The organism is Streptococcus oralis (assembly GCF_001578935.1).
Taxonomy (GTDB): domain Bacteria; phylum Bacillota; class Bacilli; order Lactobacillales; family Streptococcaceae; genus Streptococcus; species Streptococcus oralis_R.
The window spans coordinates 51,597-69,373 of the sequence record NZ_KQ969523.1 but is presented as its reverse complement, the minus strand read 5'-3'; the positions used below and the strand labels follow the sequence as shown (position 1 = coordinate 69,373).

Annotated in this window: 17 protein-coding genes and 1 pseudogene; 5 read left to right on the top strand and 13 right to left on the bottom strand. The window is 40.8% G+C overall.

The features are described 5' to 3' along the window. Positions 1 to 58: 58 nt before the first annotated feature. The 4 genes from SORDD15_RS09055 to SORDD15_RS09045 are packed head-to-tail and all read right to left on the bottom strand — an operon-like array spanning position 59 to position 4,012. A complete protein-coding gene (locus SORDD15_RS09055; protein ID WP_061416546.1) occupies positions 59 to 1,636 on the bottom strand; it encodes an AAA family ATPase in 1,578 nt (525 codons plus the stop codon). Continuing rightward, positions 1,637 to 2,101, bottom strand: a complete 465-nt coding sequence (locus tag SORDD15_RS09050) for a hypothetical protein (RefSeq protein ID WP_061416544.1) — start codon at positions 2,099 to 2,101, stop codon at positions 1,637 to 1,639. Then, a complete protein-coding gene (locus SORDD15_RS10315; protein WP_000343799.1) occupies positions 2,101 to 2,277 on the bottom strand; it encodes a hypothetical protein in 177 nt (58 codons plus the stop codon). The genes SORDD15_RS09050 and SORDD15_RS10315 overlap by 1 nt, the downstream gene beginning before the upstream one ends. Before the next feature lie 13 nt (positions 2,278 to 2,290). Continuing rightward, positions 2,291 to 4,012 carry a hypothetical protein gene (locus SORDD15_RS09045; protein WP_061416542.1) on the bottom strand — a complete coding sequence of 574 codons (1,722 nt, stop codon included), beginning with the start codon at positions 4,010 to 4,012 and terminating at the stop codon, positions 2,291 to 2,293. Between the two features lie 217 nt (positions 4,013 to 4,229). On the opposite strand from SORDD15_RS09045, the pseudogene SORDD15_RS09040 reads away from it, so the two are divergent. After that, positions 4,230 to 4,733, top strand: a pseudogene (locus SORDD15_RS09040) (site-specific integrase); the annotation flags it as partial. An 88-nt stretch (positions 4,734 to 4,821) separates the two neighbouring features. Here SORDD15_RS09040 and rpsD read toward each other — a convergent pair. The 5 genes from rpsD to SORDD15_RS09015 all read right to left on the bottom strand — a co-directional run bounded on the left by rpsD (position 4,822) and on the right by SORDD15_RS09015 (position 9,466). Beyond that, the gene (gene rpsD / locus SORDD15_RS09035) at positions 4,822 to 5,433 is read right to left on the bottom strand and encodes a 30S ribosomal protein S4 (protein WP_000092756.1); all 612 of its coding nucleotides are present in this window, start codon (positions 5,431 to 5,433) and stop codon (positions 4,822 to 4,824) included. A gap of 236 nt (positions 5,434 to 5,669) precedes the next feature. Then, on the bottom strand, positions 5,670 to 6,335 hold the full coding sequence (locus SORDD15_RS09030; RefSeq protein WP_001283889.1) for a potassium channel family protein: 666 nt from the start codon (positions 6,333 to 6,335) through the stop codon (positions 5,670 to 5,672). Positions 6,336 to 6,348: 13 nt separating this feature from the next. Next, positions 6,349 to 7,728, bottom strand: coding sequence for a TrkH family potassium uptake protein (locus tag SORDD15_RS09025; protein WP_061416540.1), 1,380 nt, complete (start codon positions 7,726 to 7,728; stop codon positions 6,349 to 6,351). A 33-nt stretch (positions 7,729 to 7,761) separates the two neighbouring features. Then, positions 7,762 to 8,526: a nucleoside phosphorylase gene (locus SORDD15_RS09020; RefSeq protein WP_061416538.1), complete on the bottom strand. Its 765-nt coding sequence runs from the start codon at positions 8,524 to 8,526 to the stop codon at positions 7,762 to 7,764. Between the two features lie 49 nt (positions 8,527 to 8,575). Continuing rightward, on the bottom strand, positions 8,576 to 9,466 hold the full coding sequence (locus SORDD15_RS09015) for a LysR family transcriptional regulator (RefSeq protein WP_061416536.1): 891 nt from the start codon (positions 9,464 to 9,466) through the stop codon (positions 8,576 to 8,578). A gap of 130 nt (positions 9,467 to 9,596) precedes the next feature. Here SORDD15_RS09015 and SORDD15_RS09010 point away from each other — a divergent pair, with 130 nt between their 5' ends. Beyond that, complete coding sequence (locus SORDD15_RS09010) at positions 9,597 to 10,661, top strand: threonine aldolase family protein (protein WP_196756228.1); 1,065 nt, start codon at positions 9,597 to 9,599, stop codon at positions 10,659 to 10,661. Between the two features lie 173 nt (positions 10,662 to 10,834). Here the strand turns inward: SORDD15_RS09010 and SORDD15_RS09005 are convergent, their stop codons facing one another. Then, positions 10,835 to 12,049: a carbohydrate-binding domain-containing protein gene (locus SORDD15_RS09005; RefSeq protein ID WP_061416532.1), complete on the bottom strand. Its 1,215-nt coding sequence runs from the start codon at positions 12,047 to 12,049 to the stop codon at positions 10,835 to 10,837. Between the two features lie 185 nt (positions 12,050 to 12,234). On the opposite strand from SORDD15_RS09005, the gene SORDD15_RS09000 reads away from it, so the two are divergent. Next, a complete protein-coding gene (locus tag SORDD15_RS09000; RefSeq protein ID WP_061416530.1) occupies positions 12,235 to 12,993 on the top strand; it encodes a polyphosphate polymerase domain-containing protein in 759 nt (252 codons plus the stop codon). A 9-nt stretch (positions 12,994 to 13,002) separates the two neighbouring features. After that, positions 13,003 to 13,686 (top strand): DUF4956 domain-containing protein, encoded by a 684-nt coding sequence (locus tag SORDD15_RS08995; RefSeq protein WP_061416528.1) that lies wholly within the window; start codon positions 13,003 to 13,005, stop codon positions 13,684 to 13,686. 72 nt (positions 13,687 to 13,758) lie between these two features. Here the strand turns inward: SORDD15_RS08995 and SORDD15_RS08990 are convergent, their stop codons facing one another. Beyond that, positions 13,759 to 14,922: a tetratricopeptide repeat protein gene (locus tag SORDD15_RS08990; RefSeq protein ID WP_155718789.1), complete on the bottom strand. Its 1,164-nt coding sequence runs from the start codon at positions 14,920 to 14,922 to the stop codon at positions 13,759 to 13,761. Between the two features lie 138 nt (positions 14,923 to 15,060). Between SORDD15_RS08990 and SORDD15_RS08985 the strand changes: the two genes are divergently transcribed. Beyond that, the gene (locus SORDD15_RS08985) at positions 15,061 to 15,987 is read left to right on the top strand and encodes an alpha/beta fold hydrolase (protein WP_061416525.1); all 927 of its coding nucleotides are present in this window, start codon (positions 15,061 to 15,063) and stop codon (positions 15,985 to 15,987) included. A 156-nt stretch (positions 15,988 to 16,143) separates the two neighbouring features. On the opposite strand, the gene SORDD15_RS08980 is transcribed toward SORDD15_RS08985, so the two are convergent. Together SORDD15_RS08980 and SORDD15_RS08975 are read right to left on the bottom strand one after the other, a co-directional pair. Continuing rightward, positions 16,144 to 16,683 (bottom strand): NADPH-dependent FMN reductase, encoded by a 540-nt coding sequence (locus SORDD15_RS08980; protein ID WP_061416631.1) that lies wholly within the window; start codon positions 16,681 to 16,683, stop codon positions 16,144 to 16,146. Positions 16,684 to 16,862: 179 nt separating this feature from the next. Beyond that, a complete protein-coding gene (locus SORDD15_RS08975; protein WP_231097650.1) occupies positions 16,863 to 17,765 on the bottom strand; it encodes a nuclear transport factor 2 family protein in 903 nt (300 codons plus the stop codon). Between the last annotated feature and the right edge of the window lie 12 nt (positions 17,766 to 17,777).

Genomic DNA, 17,777 nt, shown 5'->3' with positions numbered 1-17,777 from the left:
ATTATAAAAATGGACACGAAACTGAGATTACAGTTACCGTGTCCAAATAATGAACTTATTAAACAAGTACTTTTCTTGTTTTAAGTCCACTTTGTTTATGAACAAGTCCCTCCTCACCGATTGGTTTCCCAGATGCAGGAACAGCTCTTTCTTTCCCCCAATCTCTAATAGCCTCAATTTTTTCTGGGCTAGTTTGAGAGAGTGGGACTACATTATTGAAAGCAGTCATGATATTCTCTTCATTGAGAATAAAATTGTTATTAGCGATAGCTCGGTAAGCTAAATCTCTAACTGTCGATTCTAAGTCCGCACCAGTGAAACCATCACTTATTTGAGTGATATTATCAGAAAAATCTCCTTCAAATTCTAGACTTAAGTATTTTTTAAAATACAAAGCAAGTATTTCTTTACGCTCATCTGCAGTAGGTAAATCAACAAAGAATAACTCATCAAACCTTCCTCGACGGAGAAGTTCTGATGGAAGCATAGACACATCATTAGCTGTTGCAACTACAAAAACTTGTTTTTTGCATTCTTGCATCCAAAATAAGAATTGACCAACCATACGAGTAGATACACCGCCATCATTAGCTCCTCCAGTAGCTCCTGATAGTCCTTTTTCTATTTCATCAATCCATAAAATACATGGAGATACATTCTCAGCGGTAGTTAGAGCATCTTTGAGTTGCTGTTCAGACTGACCTACATAACTTCCTTGAACCGTTGCAAAATCTAAACGATATAATGGAAGTTTCCAGTTAGCGGAAATTGATTTAGCAGATAAAGATTTTCCGCATCCAGGGACACCTACTAGGAGTATTCCTCTAGGTGGCTGCAATCCTTTCTCACGTAACATATCTTTCTTTTCGGGAGTTAGCAGTTCTTTCTTTTCATCAAGCCACTTCCTTAATCCTTCAAGTCCTCCAACATCCTTTACAGAATCATCTACAACGATTTTTTCTAGACCAGAGATATCAGAGAATAGGCGATCTTTTGCAAATCTTATCTCATCTAAATCAGATTTTCTTATGCACTTATTTGCAATCAAAGCAGCGATAACGTTCTCTGCCTCGATTCTAGTTACCCCATTGAGAGCTGCAGCAGCTTCTCGAATATCGGAGTTGTCCCATTCAATCTGGATATCGTTTCGATAGTCGTCAATGTATTCTTGAATTATTGAGTACATTTCCTCTTCGTTAGGTAAATCTATTTTTACTGTCATACCTTGCCGTTGAAGTTGATTCCAAATAGGGGTATTGGTAAAAACTATTACAACGCCTCCAGTTTCATTGGCTAGATTGACCAGTGCTAAGACTTGTTTAGAATCGCTATTTTCATTACTAAGATCCGGAACTTCTGTCAGTACAATAGTTTGGTATTGTTTCTTTTGCATTTGGTCCGTCATGTAATCTATTGCACCATAAACAGATTTATCATCGTTAACATTCTTACCAGAACTAAGATCATACACACCTTTGGTGAGAGTATGTACGTTGAACGGAAGTTGTAATTCTTCAGATATTTCCTTTAACATACCTAATGTTCTACTTGGCTCAATGGTATTGATAGCAATAAAAGGAATTCTTGCAAGTGAATATCTCGTAAGAAGTTCTTTGCTTTTTACTATATTGCTCATTTACTGTTCACCTTTATTTAAAAAAGAATTAATTTTATGATTTCTAATAATACTTGACATTTTCCCGCTTCGATCCTGTTTTGCAGATTCTTCTAAAGATTTTTGCATACTATTAGCTTGTTCTATAACGAGATTTAGGTAATGTTGTCGCTCTTTATCCGGAATTGCAGGAAGACTGATTGCTTCAGCTAAGAACGTCATTTCTTTTCTCAAAGAAAGAATTGCTTGAATAATAGCTCCCTCGTATCCTTGGGATTTTAGTAAATCATTTTGAAACTTATCTGAAGCTACATTCATACGGTAATTAACAGCGTCAATTAACTTTGTAGAGAAACGTTCTGCCACACCGTATTGCCATTCGATAGTTCCAGATTTCATCATTTTTAAAACTGTTTCATCATCATCTTTGTTTTTAAAAACAGTTAAGACATTTACCCATTCTGCATATGTTTGTGGTTTATTCATTATTTTTGCCGTTTCCTTCTGACTAGCAATTGTGGAGGCACGATATCCCATGAAGGGAGTCCCTCAGCAAACACGCTCATAGGTTCTTCAGTGATATCCTCTTCAGTATTAATGCTCTTAAATGGAGTGGTGTTATTAGATGATAGCTTACTATCGCCTTTATATTTTTCATCCATGTCAATTACCTCCTCAAATTTTAATCTTTCTATTAGATGATGCCAACTTGTTTACATATTGTTCAGGTCTTATTTGTTCGAGGAAATCAAGAACTTTAGTGCTTTCAGCATCTTTCTCTGCGAATTCGATTCTAAAGTCTACAATTTCAGCTAGAGTAGCTCTTATAATTTGTTCACCATTCACTCTTTTATTCTCGTATTGTTCTTCAATTTTCTTGCGACTCGTTTCAATGTTTTCAATATTAGATTTATGCTTAAGAACCATAAAAATCCCTGCTATAATAGCTATTAAACCTAAGAAAATATTCCCAAAAATCATCATTAAACCGATTACTCCGATAGCTATACCACCATACAAAAGGAATTTATCAAATAAACTTGGGAAGTAGTTTGACAAAGTTTGTTCTTTTTCAGAGTCAATCTGAGAATTGAATTTTTCAATCAACTCGTTTTCGTTTTGGCCATCTGTTGATTTATCATTAAAAGTATCCACATTAATTTCAATTTCGTAAGGAATCTTCATGCGATTTTTTGCAGTAACGTCATTATAAGCGTTTGTTACCCAATCACGAGAAAGAGCCAGTGCAAATTTTTGGGTTGATATACTTGAGTGAGAAGATTCGGGTTTCATTGCTGCATCGGTAAGCAACTGGGTGAAGTCTTTATGGGTTTCAAATGCAGTCACCTCAATATCCATGTTTTGATTAGCACGGTTGTCATCTCCTCCGAAGTCAATCACAAACTGCTCGAATTTTTCTTGTTTTCGAAGAGCTAGTTCCTCGTTATCAAAATCAGTCACAAGTGTGTCTAAAATATCATCTAATTGTTCTTTGACGCTTTCTGTAGACCCTTTTTTCTCAAAAATATCAGTTAGATAGTTTAATATTTGTTCATGGAGATGAGCACCTTCTAAAATATCCTCTAGAACAGGCCAACTATTACTATATTTTCTTAGGTTAGGATATAAATCTTCATCTAGTTCGCTTCTTTTTAAGTTAATGGCTTCGGACCATTGTTCTGTTTGCTGTTCAGTAAAACCAGGTTTTTCTTCAAGTCGACTGAGCCATTCATTCATTTGACGTGAGATGACTCCTTCGGTATCAGCTCCCAAGAGTCCACTCGCAAAAGCATCTAAGATAATTATAGAATTTCTGTCGAGATTTTCTTCATCTTGATTAGCTAGATAACGTTGAGTCCACTTAAGGCACGCGTTCTTTCTGTTAGCTCTTCTACAAATTAAGGCAAAGAAAAGGGAGGTTTTTTCATCATTTCGTTTAATCCCTTCCTTGACTGCTTTTTCAGCTAACTCGGGTTGATCATTTATCCATGCTGCTAATGCAACCAAGCATGGAGCAAGCCAGTAACCTGGAGTTGATATCATTAGTTCTTCTGTTGCAGTACTGATTGTTTCTTTTTTGACAATTCCTAAATCATCAGCTTGTAAAATCCCTGTGGTAGTACGACGAACAATATCATAATGTCCGTATTTCTTCTCAATTTCCTGACGGATTTTTACTAGTCGAGTTTCAGCTTGTCCTAGTCTATTAGCTTTTTGTTGGATATTCACAAATTCATGAAATTCTTGTGCTAAACTACCGATTTCATCGTACACGATTTGAAGATTTTCGTTTGCTACATCAACTCTAGCATCAATTGTTCGTAATCCTTCATGGATAGAGCGCAAGTTGTTCTCGATAGCTCGAAGATCAGCTTGATGTATTATTCTTTCAGCCATAATATCCCCCTTGTTAATGATTTCCAAATTAATTAGAAAAAATTTTGACTAATTTTCTAAATAAACTATCTTATAATCATTTTAATTCTTTCCTTATAGAAAAAGAATATCATAATTATTTTATTAATTCAACTTACCATAAGAATGAAGCGAAAGTATTTGATTCGCGCTGACCTTATAGTTACTCGGTAGGTATTTTTGGTATATAGAAATCGATTATCGTATCAATGAAGCCCTAGCGCTTAGCTGGTCTGACATTGGCCTAGAGAATGCAACCATTAGCATTACAAAGACACTAAACCATCTAGGGTAAATCAATAGCCCAAAATCAAAAGCAAGCTATCGGGATATAGATATAGATCAAGCAACTGTTAGCATGCTGAAACAGTACAAACGTAGACAAGTAAAAGAGGCTTGGCAACTTGGACGTACTGAAACGGTGGTCTTTTCTGACTTTATACATGAGTACCCCAATAATCGAACCTTACAAACCAGATTAAGAACCCACTTCAAACATGCTGACGTTCCTAACATTGGTTTTCATGGTTTCCGCCATACTCACGCTAGTCTCTTGCTTAACTCTGGAATACCTTACAAGGAACTTCAACACCGCCTAGGTCATTCACAAATCAGTATGACCATGGATATATATAGCCACCTCTCAAAAGAGAACGCCAAAAAAGCCGTCTCATTCTTTGAAGCAGCAATGAAATCAATCTAGCAAATATCTAAGCAAACCCAGAAATCAACGTTTTAAGACAAAACAAAAAGCCCACTGTTGTAGGCTTTCTGTAAGATATTTCTTAAAATTAAAGCATTTTGTTGTAGAATTCAACGACAAGTGCTTCGTTGATTTCTGGGTTGATTTCGTCGCGTTCTGGCAAGCGAGTCAATGAACCTTCCAATTTTTCAGCGTCGAATGATACGAATGCTGGACGTCCAAGAGTAGCTTCTACTGCTTCAAGGATTGCTGGAACTTTCAATGATTTTTCACGAACTGAGATCACTTGACCTGGAGTTACGCGGTATGATGGGATATCAACGCGTTTTCCGTCAACAAGGATGTGACCGTGGTTTACGAATTGACGAGCTTGACGACGAGTAGTCGCAAGACCAAGACGGTAAACAACGTTATCCAAACGACGTTCCAAAAGAAGCATGAAGTTGAAACCTAGGATTCCACCTTTGATTTTTGTAGCTTGTACGAACAAGTTACGGAATTGTTTTTCACCTACACCGTAAGTGAAACGAAGTTTTTGTTTTTCAGCCAATTGCAAACCGTATTCTGACAATTTAGAACGGTTGTTTGGTCCGTGTTGTCCTGGTACGTAGTTACGACGTGCCAATTCTTTACCTGTACCTGTAAGTGAAAGGCCAAGGCGACGAGCTTGTTTCCAAGATGGTCCTGTATAACGTGACATGTGTATGTCCTCCTGATATAAATAATATTTCGGTGGAAATAGTCACTTAGAAAGCCCTGATTCGTGCAGATGCCCTTCGCCTAAACAGCCAAGGTTACTTGTCATAAGACACCTGTTGACGAGCTTCATGCTTTCCTGCTGCTATTTCACACAAAGGCTATTGTACCATGAAAAGCTAGATTTGTAAAGGGATTTTTTAGTTCAAATTTAGGCTTATCTTAGGTTGCATTCCTCTCCTACTCACTCAGCTCTGTTAGAGTATCCAAATGTTGGTTATTAATCACCGCCATGATATAGGCGCCTGACCGTAAAAGGTCATCGGGACCGAATTGAACATCCAGAGGAGCATTTTCATAGTCACGAAATCCAAGTACATTGAGATTGTATCGTCCACGTAAATCTAGCTGGCTAAGGCTTTTCCCCGCCCAAGATTGGGGGATTCTCATCTCGACAATTGAAACATTCTTGTCCAACTGAAAGACATCTACGCTGTTATGGAAGAGAATTCTCTGCGCTAACGAACGTCCCATTTCAAATTCCGGTGAGATGACCGAGTCCGCACCAATTTTCTCCAGTACCTTTTTAGCCATGTGACTTTTTACCTTGGCAATGACGGTAGGCACCCCTAGACTTTTACAGTGCATGACTGCAAGAACACTGGATTCCAGATTTTCCCCCGTTGCAACAACTACGGTATCGCAGGTGTCAATTCCCGCTGATAGAAGGAGTTCTTCATCCGTGATATCTCCAACTACCCCACGCGCCAGCACAGGTTCAAATTGATTAATGCGTTCCTCGTGGTCATCAATAGCAATGATATTCATATGATGCTTGGCAAGAGCAGCCAAAACACTACTCCCAAAAATTCCCAAGCCTAAAATTCCAATTGTCCGATCTGACATCGTTCTTCCTTTCTTATCCAATGGTGATATCTGCTTTCATATAGTGAATCAAATCTTTCTTGTCTGGCTGGTATTCTGCTACACTGACCAGTAGTGTCAAGGGGCCAATACGGCCGATAAACATCAACAACATAACGATACTGAGAGCTAACTTGCCTAACTCTGGTGTTAAATTCGCCGTCACCCCAACTGTCGCAAGGGCTGAAATGGTCTCAAACATGAGGTAGATAAAGCGCGGATTTCCCTCTGCTGTTATCCCTAGCAGAATCAAGCCCAGCAAGAATGTTAGCAAGAAGATAATAAAAACACTAAAAGATTTTTGCACGGTTCGAGGTTCAATAGTTCTCCGAGCCACATTGGCATGAGGTAAGCCCAATAGTTCGCTACGAGCGAAGGCCAACAAGACAAAGAAGGTCGTAATCTTGAGTCCCCCTGCCGTCCCTCCAGGTGCCCCACCCAGAAACATCTGCAAGATGTAGAGCAGCAAGGTGACCGGTCGAGCCTGTGTATAGTCAATAGAAGCAAAGCCTGCTGTCCTCATGCTGACTGTCTGAAAAAAGCTGACCAGCAGTTTCTCTGGAGCGCTGAGATTTCCAATCGTTCCAGAATTGTTCCACTCGATGAACAAAGTCGATACGGTTCCAAAGAGTAGAATTCCCGCCGTTAAAAAGAGAACCAACTTGGTATGGAAACGCAGGCGGCGTTTTTTCTTCTTTCCCAACTGGGTAGCTAGGTCAAACCAGACCATAAATCCTAGACCACCCGTGATAATCAAACCCGCAATCACTAGATTGATCAAAGGATCCGTCTGAAAGACCGCCAGACTCGTACTTCCAAAATTATCAAATCCAGCATTGCAAAAAGCCGAAATGGCTAAAAAGATAGAGGTCAGAGTCCCCCGTCCCCAGCCAAATTCAGGAATGAAGCGGAAACTCAGAAAAAAGGCACCAAGCCCTTCCACCAAAAAGGTCGTCAGAAAGATCGAGCGGATGAAATCCTTTAGAGACTGGGTTTCTCCATAACTGAAACTTTCTTGAATGGTCTCCCGGCCACGAAGACTGAGCTTTTGCTTGCCTTGGATATAAAAGATTCCGATAAAGGTCATAAGCCCCAAACCACCGATCTGAATCAACAACATACAGATCAACTGCCCCCAGATATTGTAAGTAGAGGCCACTGGCAGGGTGAAGAGCCCTGTCACACAGACCATGGATACCGTTGTAAAGAGATGATCAAAGTAGGTCGCTTGTGACGTTGTTGCTTGCACAAAGGGAAGGCTTAAAAGGAGCGAGCCTAAGAAGATCACTAAGGCAAAACTTAAAAAGATGCGACGGGCTGGCGATAATCGAACCAGCGTCGTCTTGATTTTTTCCAAAAAAGATTTGAATAACATAGCTACATTCTACCATAAAAACAGTAAGAGCACTCACATGTGGTGCACAATAGCAAGACAGAGTTCGAGCGCCTTATCAAAAGCTTCCGAGCCCCAGTCACGACTGTCGTAGTTGTCTAGATCTGCCAAGGAATCTGCGGTAAAGAGCAATTCCCCCCAGACAACTCCACGTAGCTGAGCTACTGCCGCAAGAGCCGAGCACTCCATCTCCACAACAGCGCAGCCTTCTTCCTTACGATAGGCTACCTTTTCAGCCGTCTCTCGGTAAAAACCATCTGTCGTCCAGGTCATAACTTCCTCGTAAGGGATGCCTCTTTGCTCCAAGACTTGCTCAATAGTAGAGATAGCCTCAAGCTGCATCTCCATATAACGAGAAGGCGCTACATAGTGGTAGCTGGTCCCCTCATCTCGCAGAGCGCGAATAGGGACGAGAAAGGCATTCTCCTCTATATCGGCTAGGACGCCACAGGTACCAGTAGAGATGATTTGCTCCACACCATAGCCAATCAACCAATCCATAAACTGGGCCGCTGGGGCAGAGCCTACGGGCGCCTGGGCCAGACAGGTCTCCTCGCCCTTGTAGTTGAGGACGTAGACTGGATAAGTCTTGGTGGCCGAAACGAACTCACCAACACAATCCGCACCTACTTCCCTCGCATAGCGGTCAATCTCCTCACCTAAAAATGCATAGATACACTTCTTTGGCAACTTTAAGTCCAATCCCTCATGTGTTGGCATAAGGACCGCCTGAGGATTGTCATCAAACTCTAAAATGGGAATTGCATGTTTCTGAATCATAGCCCACCTCCTCTAATTTTGTACTATTGTATCAAAAGCTGACGGAGTGTCAAGGAGTTGTCTTTATCAAATCTGACATCTCCTCTTCCATACACTTGAGAAATCGTTGCACCGCTGGAGAAGTCGGTTTCTGTTTTGGCAAAGCAAGGCCCAGCGAGACAAAACGTGGTGGATTTAGAGGCAACTGTACTACATCTTCTTTCCAATCCTGTGCGATCATAGCCTGATTAAAACTCACTCCTAAACCTGCTTTTACTAACTGGTAGGTCGTAAAACCGTCTTTTGTTGTAAAACGTGTTTTTAAATTTAAACCTTCCTGCTCGATCAGTCTGTCCTGGTCTGTGTCTTGACCAGGTAAGGTTTGGATAAAGTCCTCTGTCTCCAAATCCTTTATCTCATAGCGATTTTGTCTAGCCTTAGGATGATTTTTGGGTAGCCAAACAAGAAGTGGATCCCGATAGAGTTCTTCCCAACTATAGTCCGTCTTGTCCTCGGGCTCTGCACAGAGACAGATATCAACCGATTTTTCAGCCAACCACTTAGCTATTTCTTTATTCCCACCCTCCAACAACTTGATCTGGATATTGGGATAACTTTCTGAAAAGACTTTTAAAAGACGAGGCATCCACATAGAAGATACACTAAAGTAACAGGCAATCGTGATAGAACCACGAACGACTCCTTTTATATCATCGCTCATCTCTTGCGCAACCTGACTAGATTCAACGATTTCCCTGAAATAAGGCACCATCAATTTCCCATTCTCCGTCAAGCGAACTCCTTTTTTACTGCGGATAAACAAGGAAAATTCTATTTCCTCTTCCAAACTCGAAATCATTCTCGTGATCCCCGACTGAGTATAATTGAGTTGTTCTGCTGCAGCTGAAAAAGAACCTGTTTCACTGGCGATTAGAACTGCCTGGCACTTACTTGCATCCATTTCTCACTCCTTTTCTTTTATCTATTCCATTTTATCATAGTTTGTATGATTTTTTGACGTTTGTGTAATGATATTATTTCCTGTACAATGGATCTATCAACCAAGAAAGAGGTCTCTTATGACAAACCAAATCTTAAATTTTGCCAATGATTATCTCCAAGGAGCCCATCCTGCGATTCTCAAACGAATCATGGAAACCAATGAAATGGAAATGAGCGGATATGGGAACGATGCGATTAGTGCCAGTGCTGTTGAAAGCATCCGAAAGGCCTGCGTTTGTCCGCAGGCAGCTGTCCATTTTCTTGTCGGTGGAACCCAGACCAATCAAGTCATGATTGCTAGTCTCCTCCAATCTTACCAAGGGGTGATTGCTGCAAAAACTGGCCATATCAGCGTGCATGAGGCAGGAGCCATCGAATTTGGAGGTCACAAGGTACTCGAACTAGAGGGAAGCGATGGAAAATTGACTGCCCAGCAAATTAAAGAAACCATTGAAGATTATTGGGCTGATAAAAATCATGAGCATATGGTCATGCCAGGAATGGTCTATCTCTCTCAACCAACTGAGCTCGGAACTCTTTATTCAAAAGCAGAATTAGAAGCTATTTCTCATGTGTGTAAGGAAAAGAATGTCAAACTTTTCGTAGATGGTGCTCGTCTTGCTTACGCACTTGCCTGCCCTGAAAATGATGTCAGCCTTGCTGATTTGGCTCGCTTATGCGACGCATTCTATATCGGCGGGACCAAATGTGGTGCTCTTCTCGGGGAAGCAGTCGTTATCCCAAATCCTCAACTCCTTCCTCACATGACCACCATTATCAAACAACACGGCGCCCTTCTAGCCAAAGGAAGACTTTTAGGCATCCAATTTGACGAATTGTTTAAAGACAAACTCTATCAGACGATTGGCAAAGATGCGATCTCCTACGCCAACCAAATTCGTCTAGCTTGTAAAAATGCTGGTCTCCCCCTTTATTTTGAAAATCCAACCAATCAGGTCTTCTGTATTGTGAATGATGAACAGATGAAAAAATTGGCTCAAAATGTGAGTTTCTCTTACTGGGAAAAATATGATGATAAGCATACCGTCATCCGTTTTGCTACTTCATGGTCTAGCAAGCAAGAAGAAGTCGACCAGCTCTGCCAGATCATTAAAACACTTGGAAATAAACATGAAATTTCTAATTCAAACTGACAAAGAATAAGGTAACTAAAAACGCATAAAATCACTGCTTTTATTAACATGATTTTATGCGTTTTTTCTATGTTAAGAGAGTTTTTACAACTTCAAACAAAAGGAAAAATCCAGATATTTAGTTTAACCGTAAGGCAAGTCAAAAGAGACTGTCTACAGACTAACACGCTCTATCAAGGATTTCTATCTCCTCTAGGACCAAAGCCACCTCCGGGCATAGAGTTGACGATCTCTGTCTGCTTTTCACCATTGATGGTAATATCACCACCTGTATAAGTTGCCTTACCATCAAAGTCAAAACCAGAAGGACCTTTTAGATTGATTGTTCCACCTGTAACAGTAATGTCGCCGTTTGAATCAATCGGGTCGGTATCCCCTTGACCGACTTCTACCGTTAGGTTCCCACCATTCATGGTAAAGGAAATATCACTCTGTTGGGCATTTTTATTAGCGGCATTGACCCCATCATCTGTTGAATAAACATTGATGTCTCCGCCATTGATGGTAATCGTTTTCCCTTCTATCCCTTCCGTCGAATTCTTAACGGTGTAAGCCCCACTATCAATCACCAGATTCCCTGAAGCGTGGATGCCGTCATCACCCGCTGTAATGGTCATAGTGTTGTTGGCTAGGTACATATTCCCTACTGAAAGGTCTTCATCATTATCTACCTTAACTGCGTCTTCCTTTGCATCAATGGTCATGGTTGTACCAGTGATGTTCAGTTCATCGTTGACATTAAAGGCGTCACCAACAGCCGTGATATTAAAGGTGCCTCCTGTGATATGGAGCGTATCATTGGCTTTGATACCATTATTTTTTTTACCTTCTACTGTCAGTGTTCCCGAACCATTGATGGTCAAGTCTCCTTTTGAAAAGAGAGCTGCATCCGCTTTGTCATCACTGTTAGAGCTTGAATCAGAAAGACTATTGGTTGTTCCTTCGGCTAAGGTCAGATAGACATGACCTGCGGTTGTTGCAGAGATTGGGGCATTGGCATTTGTCATAGTTACTCCCTTGAGTACTAGATGCACATCGTCTTCCTTACCTGCTTCGACCTTGATCTGAACACCATCAGACTGACCTGAGATGACATAAGTCCCTGCTTTTGAGATGGTCACTGTTGAACCAGAGACTGTCACACCATCCCCAGAGACGTTTGCAGATGAGCCAGATAGCTCAATCTTAGAAGCCGTACTTTCATCAAAGGAAGTGTCATAGTCCTTGTCTGTAAAATAAGATGTTTGGCTCGATTTAGTAGACGTGCTTGTCACTGTATTAGTTGTCGTTGCATTTGCGTTTGATTTGGTCGATGACTGAGCACAGGCTGTTAATAAAGTAACAGTTGCCATACTCGTGACTAATAAGGTCCATTTTTTTGATTTCATATTCTTTCCTCGCATTCGTGTAATATAGTTATACATTTTATTGTTTATTTCTAAAATAAATCTAAAAGATTCCTGAAAATTTTCTTAATTTTGGTTTTATTTAAGGTTCGATTAATGAAACTTTCAGAAAAGTTTATTAAACTGATTTTCAATTAAATAAAGAAAACAAACCGAAGGAGAAGAACATGAAACCACTTGAAACTACTTTTAAACGAATTGAGACCAAATATCTCGTCTCCAAATCAGATGTAGACGCCTTGATTAAAGACCTAAAAGAATATTTGGTGGAGGATGACTATCCAATCTCAACCATTTCAAATATTTACTTTGATACAGAAGATTTTCAATTAATTCAAGATTCTTTAATGGGAAATTTTCGTAAAGAGAAAATTCGCATGCGATCCTATCTTGATCAGCCAACAGTAGACAGCCCTGCATTTCTAGAGGTTAAATCCAAGGATGAGAATGGAATTGGACACAAATACCGCACCTTGTCTACCCCGACATCTATCACTCAGCTCCTCACTCACGGATTAGAAGATGAGACGATGACAGATTACTCGCTTTTAGAGCAAGTGCATGAACTACGTCAACGCTACCACCAACCCCTCACTTCTCGCATGTATATCTATTACGATCGCTTTTCGCTGAAAGAAAAAAGGGAAAGGGGAATCCTTCCTTATCAAAAAATTCGTGTGACTCTTGATCAAAACTTGACCTATCGCGATCAAAATGTCAGTTTCTTTGCCGGCAAGGACGGAGCAGCGCTCTTAGAGGACGATGCTGTCATTATGGAAGTCAAATCTTTGGAACAAAAACCTCAATGGCTACAGGCTATCCTAGATAAGTATGGATTGGTAGAGCAAAAATTTTCAAAATACAGTTGTGCCTACCATAAGTCACAAGGACTTGCCTATCGTCCACGCCCTGTACAGAAAGTGTAGGAAAACCTTATGCAGTATCTTTTTAACTCACTATTTACCAATACCAATGTTACAGCCGATCCGCTCAAGCTTCTAGTCGCTCTATTCATCAGCCTCCTTTTAGGAGGTGCGCTCAGCTGGGTCTACAAGTTTCGTACCCTCTATACACGAGAATTTGCAATTAGCCTCATTTTGTTGCCCTGCTTGATGACTCTGGTCATTTTTCTTGTCAATGGGAGTCTGGGCACCTCTATTGCTGTTGCAGGAACCTTTAGCCTCATTCGTTTTCGCTCCGCTACGAGTGGTTCCAGAGAGTTGATTGCCATCTTTTTAGCGATGATTATTGGATTAGCTGCTGGATCTGGATATATCTTCTTGGCAATTCTCTCTACGCTCCTGATTTTGGGTATCTGGCTTCTTTTAGAATTCCAGCAAGGGAAATACACTCCTCAACGTCGAAGACTACTGACGATTACTTTACCAAATAAGGAAGAAGAAACAGCCACAATCCAAACACACTTGGAACAATTTTGCTCAACAGTCGAACTCATCTCTCTAGACACAGGGCAAACAGGTCAAGCATTGCGCCTTGTCTATGAAGTGGATCTCAAATCCAGTTCAGATGATTTTCAAGTGCTGAACTACCTAACAAGAGAAATTCCTCAAAGCACCCTATCCATAACCAAAAATGCAAAAAAGAGAAAGAATTTGTAAACCAAACTCTTTCCCAACCTAAGCTGTATGTCTCTCATCTAGAAAAACTGCTCCTAGATGAGGGATTTTAGTTTATTTCTTTCGTTTTTTCTTAAATATCACTCCGTTTTTCTTGAGAGTTTCCATACTCTTTTTTCCGATTCCTGATATGGCAGCAACTTCCTCTTCAGTTTTCTTTTTAAAATCTTTAAAGTCTACCAAGCCCTTTTGACGTAATATTCTCTCTGCACTAGCAGACAATCCACGCAAGGCTTCACCCGGTGACAGATGTTGATTAAGCATTCGAGCAAGAGAAATGATCTGACTGTCTTGCCTTTCACCATTTTTCTTTGCCTTTTTAGGCATTGCATCGTGGGTTTCCAGTAACCATGTAATAAAGTAAGTGGTTCCCACAAAATCCCCCAAGCGAGATAAGGCCAACAAAAGACTTTGCATACTGTTTGGTTGATAGAATCCTACCTCAGACATCTTTATTTGATTCTGAAGAACTGCTGGATCTTTCTTTTTCAAGAGGTTAAGAAGGTGTTCAAACTCTGGATTGAGCGCATAGAGCATTTTAAAGTAAAAGTCAGCCTCCATCATATGCCCTGTCTGAAGTGCTACCACAAGCATCGGTAAGACCATCTGATCATCCTCATGGTGAGCCACCTCATCCTTCTCAAAAAAGGATTTGGCACTCTCATAATCCTCTAAACGAGTGTAGACAGCCATCAGTTCATAGCGCATGCCTTGGTGATCGTTCTCATCGAGGAGCAAGATTTCCTTCAGTTCTCTTTCAGCTTGTCGATACATGGACTGCTTCATATATCCGATGATGAGATTGTATTTCAAGGAAAGATAGGGGCGATTCTCTAGATAAGGCCATCCCAATTCTGGAGCTTCTAATCCTTCGAGTGTCTGGCGTTCTAGTTTTTTGAGTTCTCTTAGTTCCTCTACAGGAGTGAGCTCCTCGAGTAAGATTTGTTTGGCATCCAGATTATCTGAATCCAACTCCAAAGCCTGCCTTGCTAGTTTTAAGCGCTTTTTAGAACCTTCTTCCTCCAACATCGCTTCTTCTAAAAGCTCCCAAGCTCGGTCTTCCACTGTCTCCTCAAGGAAGGATTCTCCTGTCGCTAGAGCCTGATTCCATTGGGCCACAAAAGCTTGTAAAGCTTCCTCATCACTTGGATAATTGTCTCCATATTCTTCTATAAACTTTACTGCTTTTTGAGCAAATTCATCCATTGGTGATCTCATTTTCTTCCCCTCATTTATGTTTTCTACTATTTATTTTACCAAATAAAATCCCGTAAATACAACTCTAATCAACCAATTTCTTGCGCATCGCCTCGTTTTTCTATATACTAGTGGTATTACTGAAAGCAGAGGAAACCCATGAAATATCTGATCTCGATTACTCTACTTGCTTTGATTGGACTGGCTCTTTTTTTCTGGTCTTCACAGAAAAAGCCGACAACCAGTCAGCAGGAAACCACACAAAGCAGCACGACACAAGTGGAAGAAAGGACAGCCTCGTCCCTTTCTCCAACAGAGGATATTGTAGAAGAAGCCTATTCGGTGGTTTATGGCGACAAAAATCTTGTCGGAACTATCACAGCTCCCCGCGATTATCAAACAAAACAGTTGCCAACCATTGTCATTTCACACGGCTTTAATAATACCCACGACATGTATCGGAGTTATATGCAGGCGCTAGCCAAACAAGGCTTCCTGGTTTATGGCTTTGACTTTTATGGTGGAAGCCGTCGGTCAAAGAGTGGGGGACAGGACATGCTCCATATGTCTATCCAGACCGAGTTGACTGATTTGAGCCAAGTCATGGACAAACTCCGCTCCGAAAGCTTTGTCAATCCTAAGCAGATGAGCTTGATTGGAGTCAGTCAGGGTGGGGTGGTGGCTAGTCTCTACGCCAGCACTTATCCAGACCATGTGTACAAATTAGCCCTGATCTTTCCTGCCTTTGTCCTTTTTGATGATGTCAAGGAAACTTATCAAGAACTTGGGAGCCCAGCCTTTGAAGATCTGCCAGACAGCCTGACCCACCACGGGGCCACCCTTGGGAAAATCTACTTGATTGATGCCCTGGATGGGGATGCCCGCACCATTCAAGAGAAGATCACAGCTCCGACCCTTATCGTTCATGGCACAAATGATACTATCGTCCCTTACCGCTATGCGCTAGAAGCCAGTCAAACCATTCCAAATAGCCAACTCGTGACTGTGGAAGGAGGAGGTCATTGGATCGACGAGACCTTTAGCCAGACGGCCCTGCCCGCCCTTCAAGACTTTTTGAAAGAATAAGAAAACACCGTCTGATTTTCTATCAGATGGTGTTTTTGTTCCTAGTGAGAAATCGCATGCTCTTATACTCAATGAAGATCAAAACAAACTGCTCTCCAAATGCTAGAGTTTGAGCCCAAGATTTGGAGAGCAGTTTTTATAGATGTTTTATAGAAATTAGGCTTGGAGAAGAGCTTGAGCTTGTTTTTCAAGTCCAGAAATAGCTTCCTCGTTCAATACAAGTTCCCCTGTTCCCCATGCTTCTGGATTTACAGTTGTTCCAGTAAAGTCTCCGACAACTTGCATCCGAACAAATGGAAGGAGAGCTTGGTAAGCACCAAACAATTGTTCATGACCTCCATTAGCTACAGAAGAAACCGTTACAATCTTGTCTTGAAGAGCTGATGGGCCACGAGTTTCTGACAAATCAAGCGCACGACTCAACCAGTCAATCAAGTTTTTCACTGTACCTGGGATGGCAAAGTTGTAAACTGGTGAGAAGAGCCAGATAGCGTCTGCTGCAAGAACTGCATCACGCGCAGCTTGAACTGCTGGCAAGGTTGGTATTTCCAAGTCTTGGTTCATCAACGGAATGTCCTTGTAGTCCAGGTAAGTAACGTTTGCTTTTCCAGCAAGCAAGTCTTCTGCTTTTTTAGCCATTTGGTGGTTAAATGAACCCTCTCGAAGAGATCCGACGATAAATAAAATGTTTTTCATGTTTGTTTCCTCTTTCTTCTTAAACAATTGTTTCATTTGGTTAATGATATTCATAAGAACCTTTCTTGTTGTAATTTGTTTTATTACATTATCTATTATACTCTATTTAAACGGAATGTCAATCGATTGGCTCAAAAAATTACTAATTATTGTTATTTTTAAATGCTGATCCATTCGATTTAAAATTTCCCGTTCGTATTTGCTGCTTCCGAATCAGCGATGACATCTGCAAGAACATCCCAATGTTCTGCGATTTTCCCATTTTCTACACGGTAAAGATCATAGAAAGCTGTCTCTTTTCCAGCCAAGTTTCCTTCACTAATAACCAAGGCAAAGTCACCTTGGGCAAGGACTTGGTGCGTTGTTTTATAATCCATATTGATTCCCATTTGGGCCATCTGTTGAAGAGAAGCTTTAAAACCTGAAACTGTGTCAACCATATCTGCATTATGCTGGATATAGTGATCACCATCAAAGTATGAGTCCAATTTTTCAGGATGTTGACCATAGATAATATCATCGATATAAGTCGAAACCAGTTTCTTAGTTTCTTCTCCATTCACACTGGTATCAATTGTCGCTGCACCATCAAACTGTGTGTGACCACTGTAGTTAGCGTCGCGAACAGGGCTAAGATTGTCCCAGTGCTCCGTGATCATACCTGCATCATCAAATTTGAAAACATCAAATCCGACCATTTCTTGTCCACCAAAGTTGTAGACACTATGTAAGACGACGGTATTGCCATCTTCAAATTGACGCTTAATATCAACAGTCGCAGCTCTTCCACCGTTTTTAGCTCCTTCCATGATTTGAAGGAAGCCATCCAAGCCTGTAGCTACGGTCTGATTGTGTTGAATATAGTCTTTTTTCAAAACTTGCTTAGCAACCCCCGTATCTCCCGTTTCAAAGGATTTCAACAAAGCGACTGCTTTTTCTGTATTACTCATTTTTGAAATTTGATTGGTTTCTTGTAAAGTTACTTGTGCTGATTGTTGTTGGTTCATATAATAGATTCCTCCTGCTCCTAAAACGACGACTGCTGTTACTCCTGCGATCCATGTTTTTGTAGATGTTTTCATTTTATTACCTGT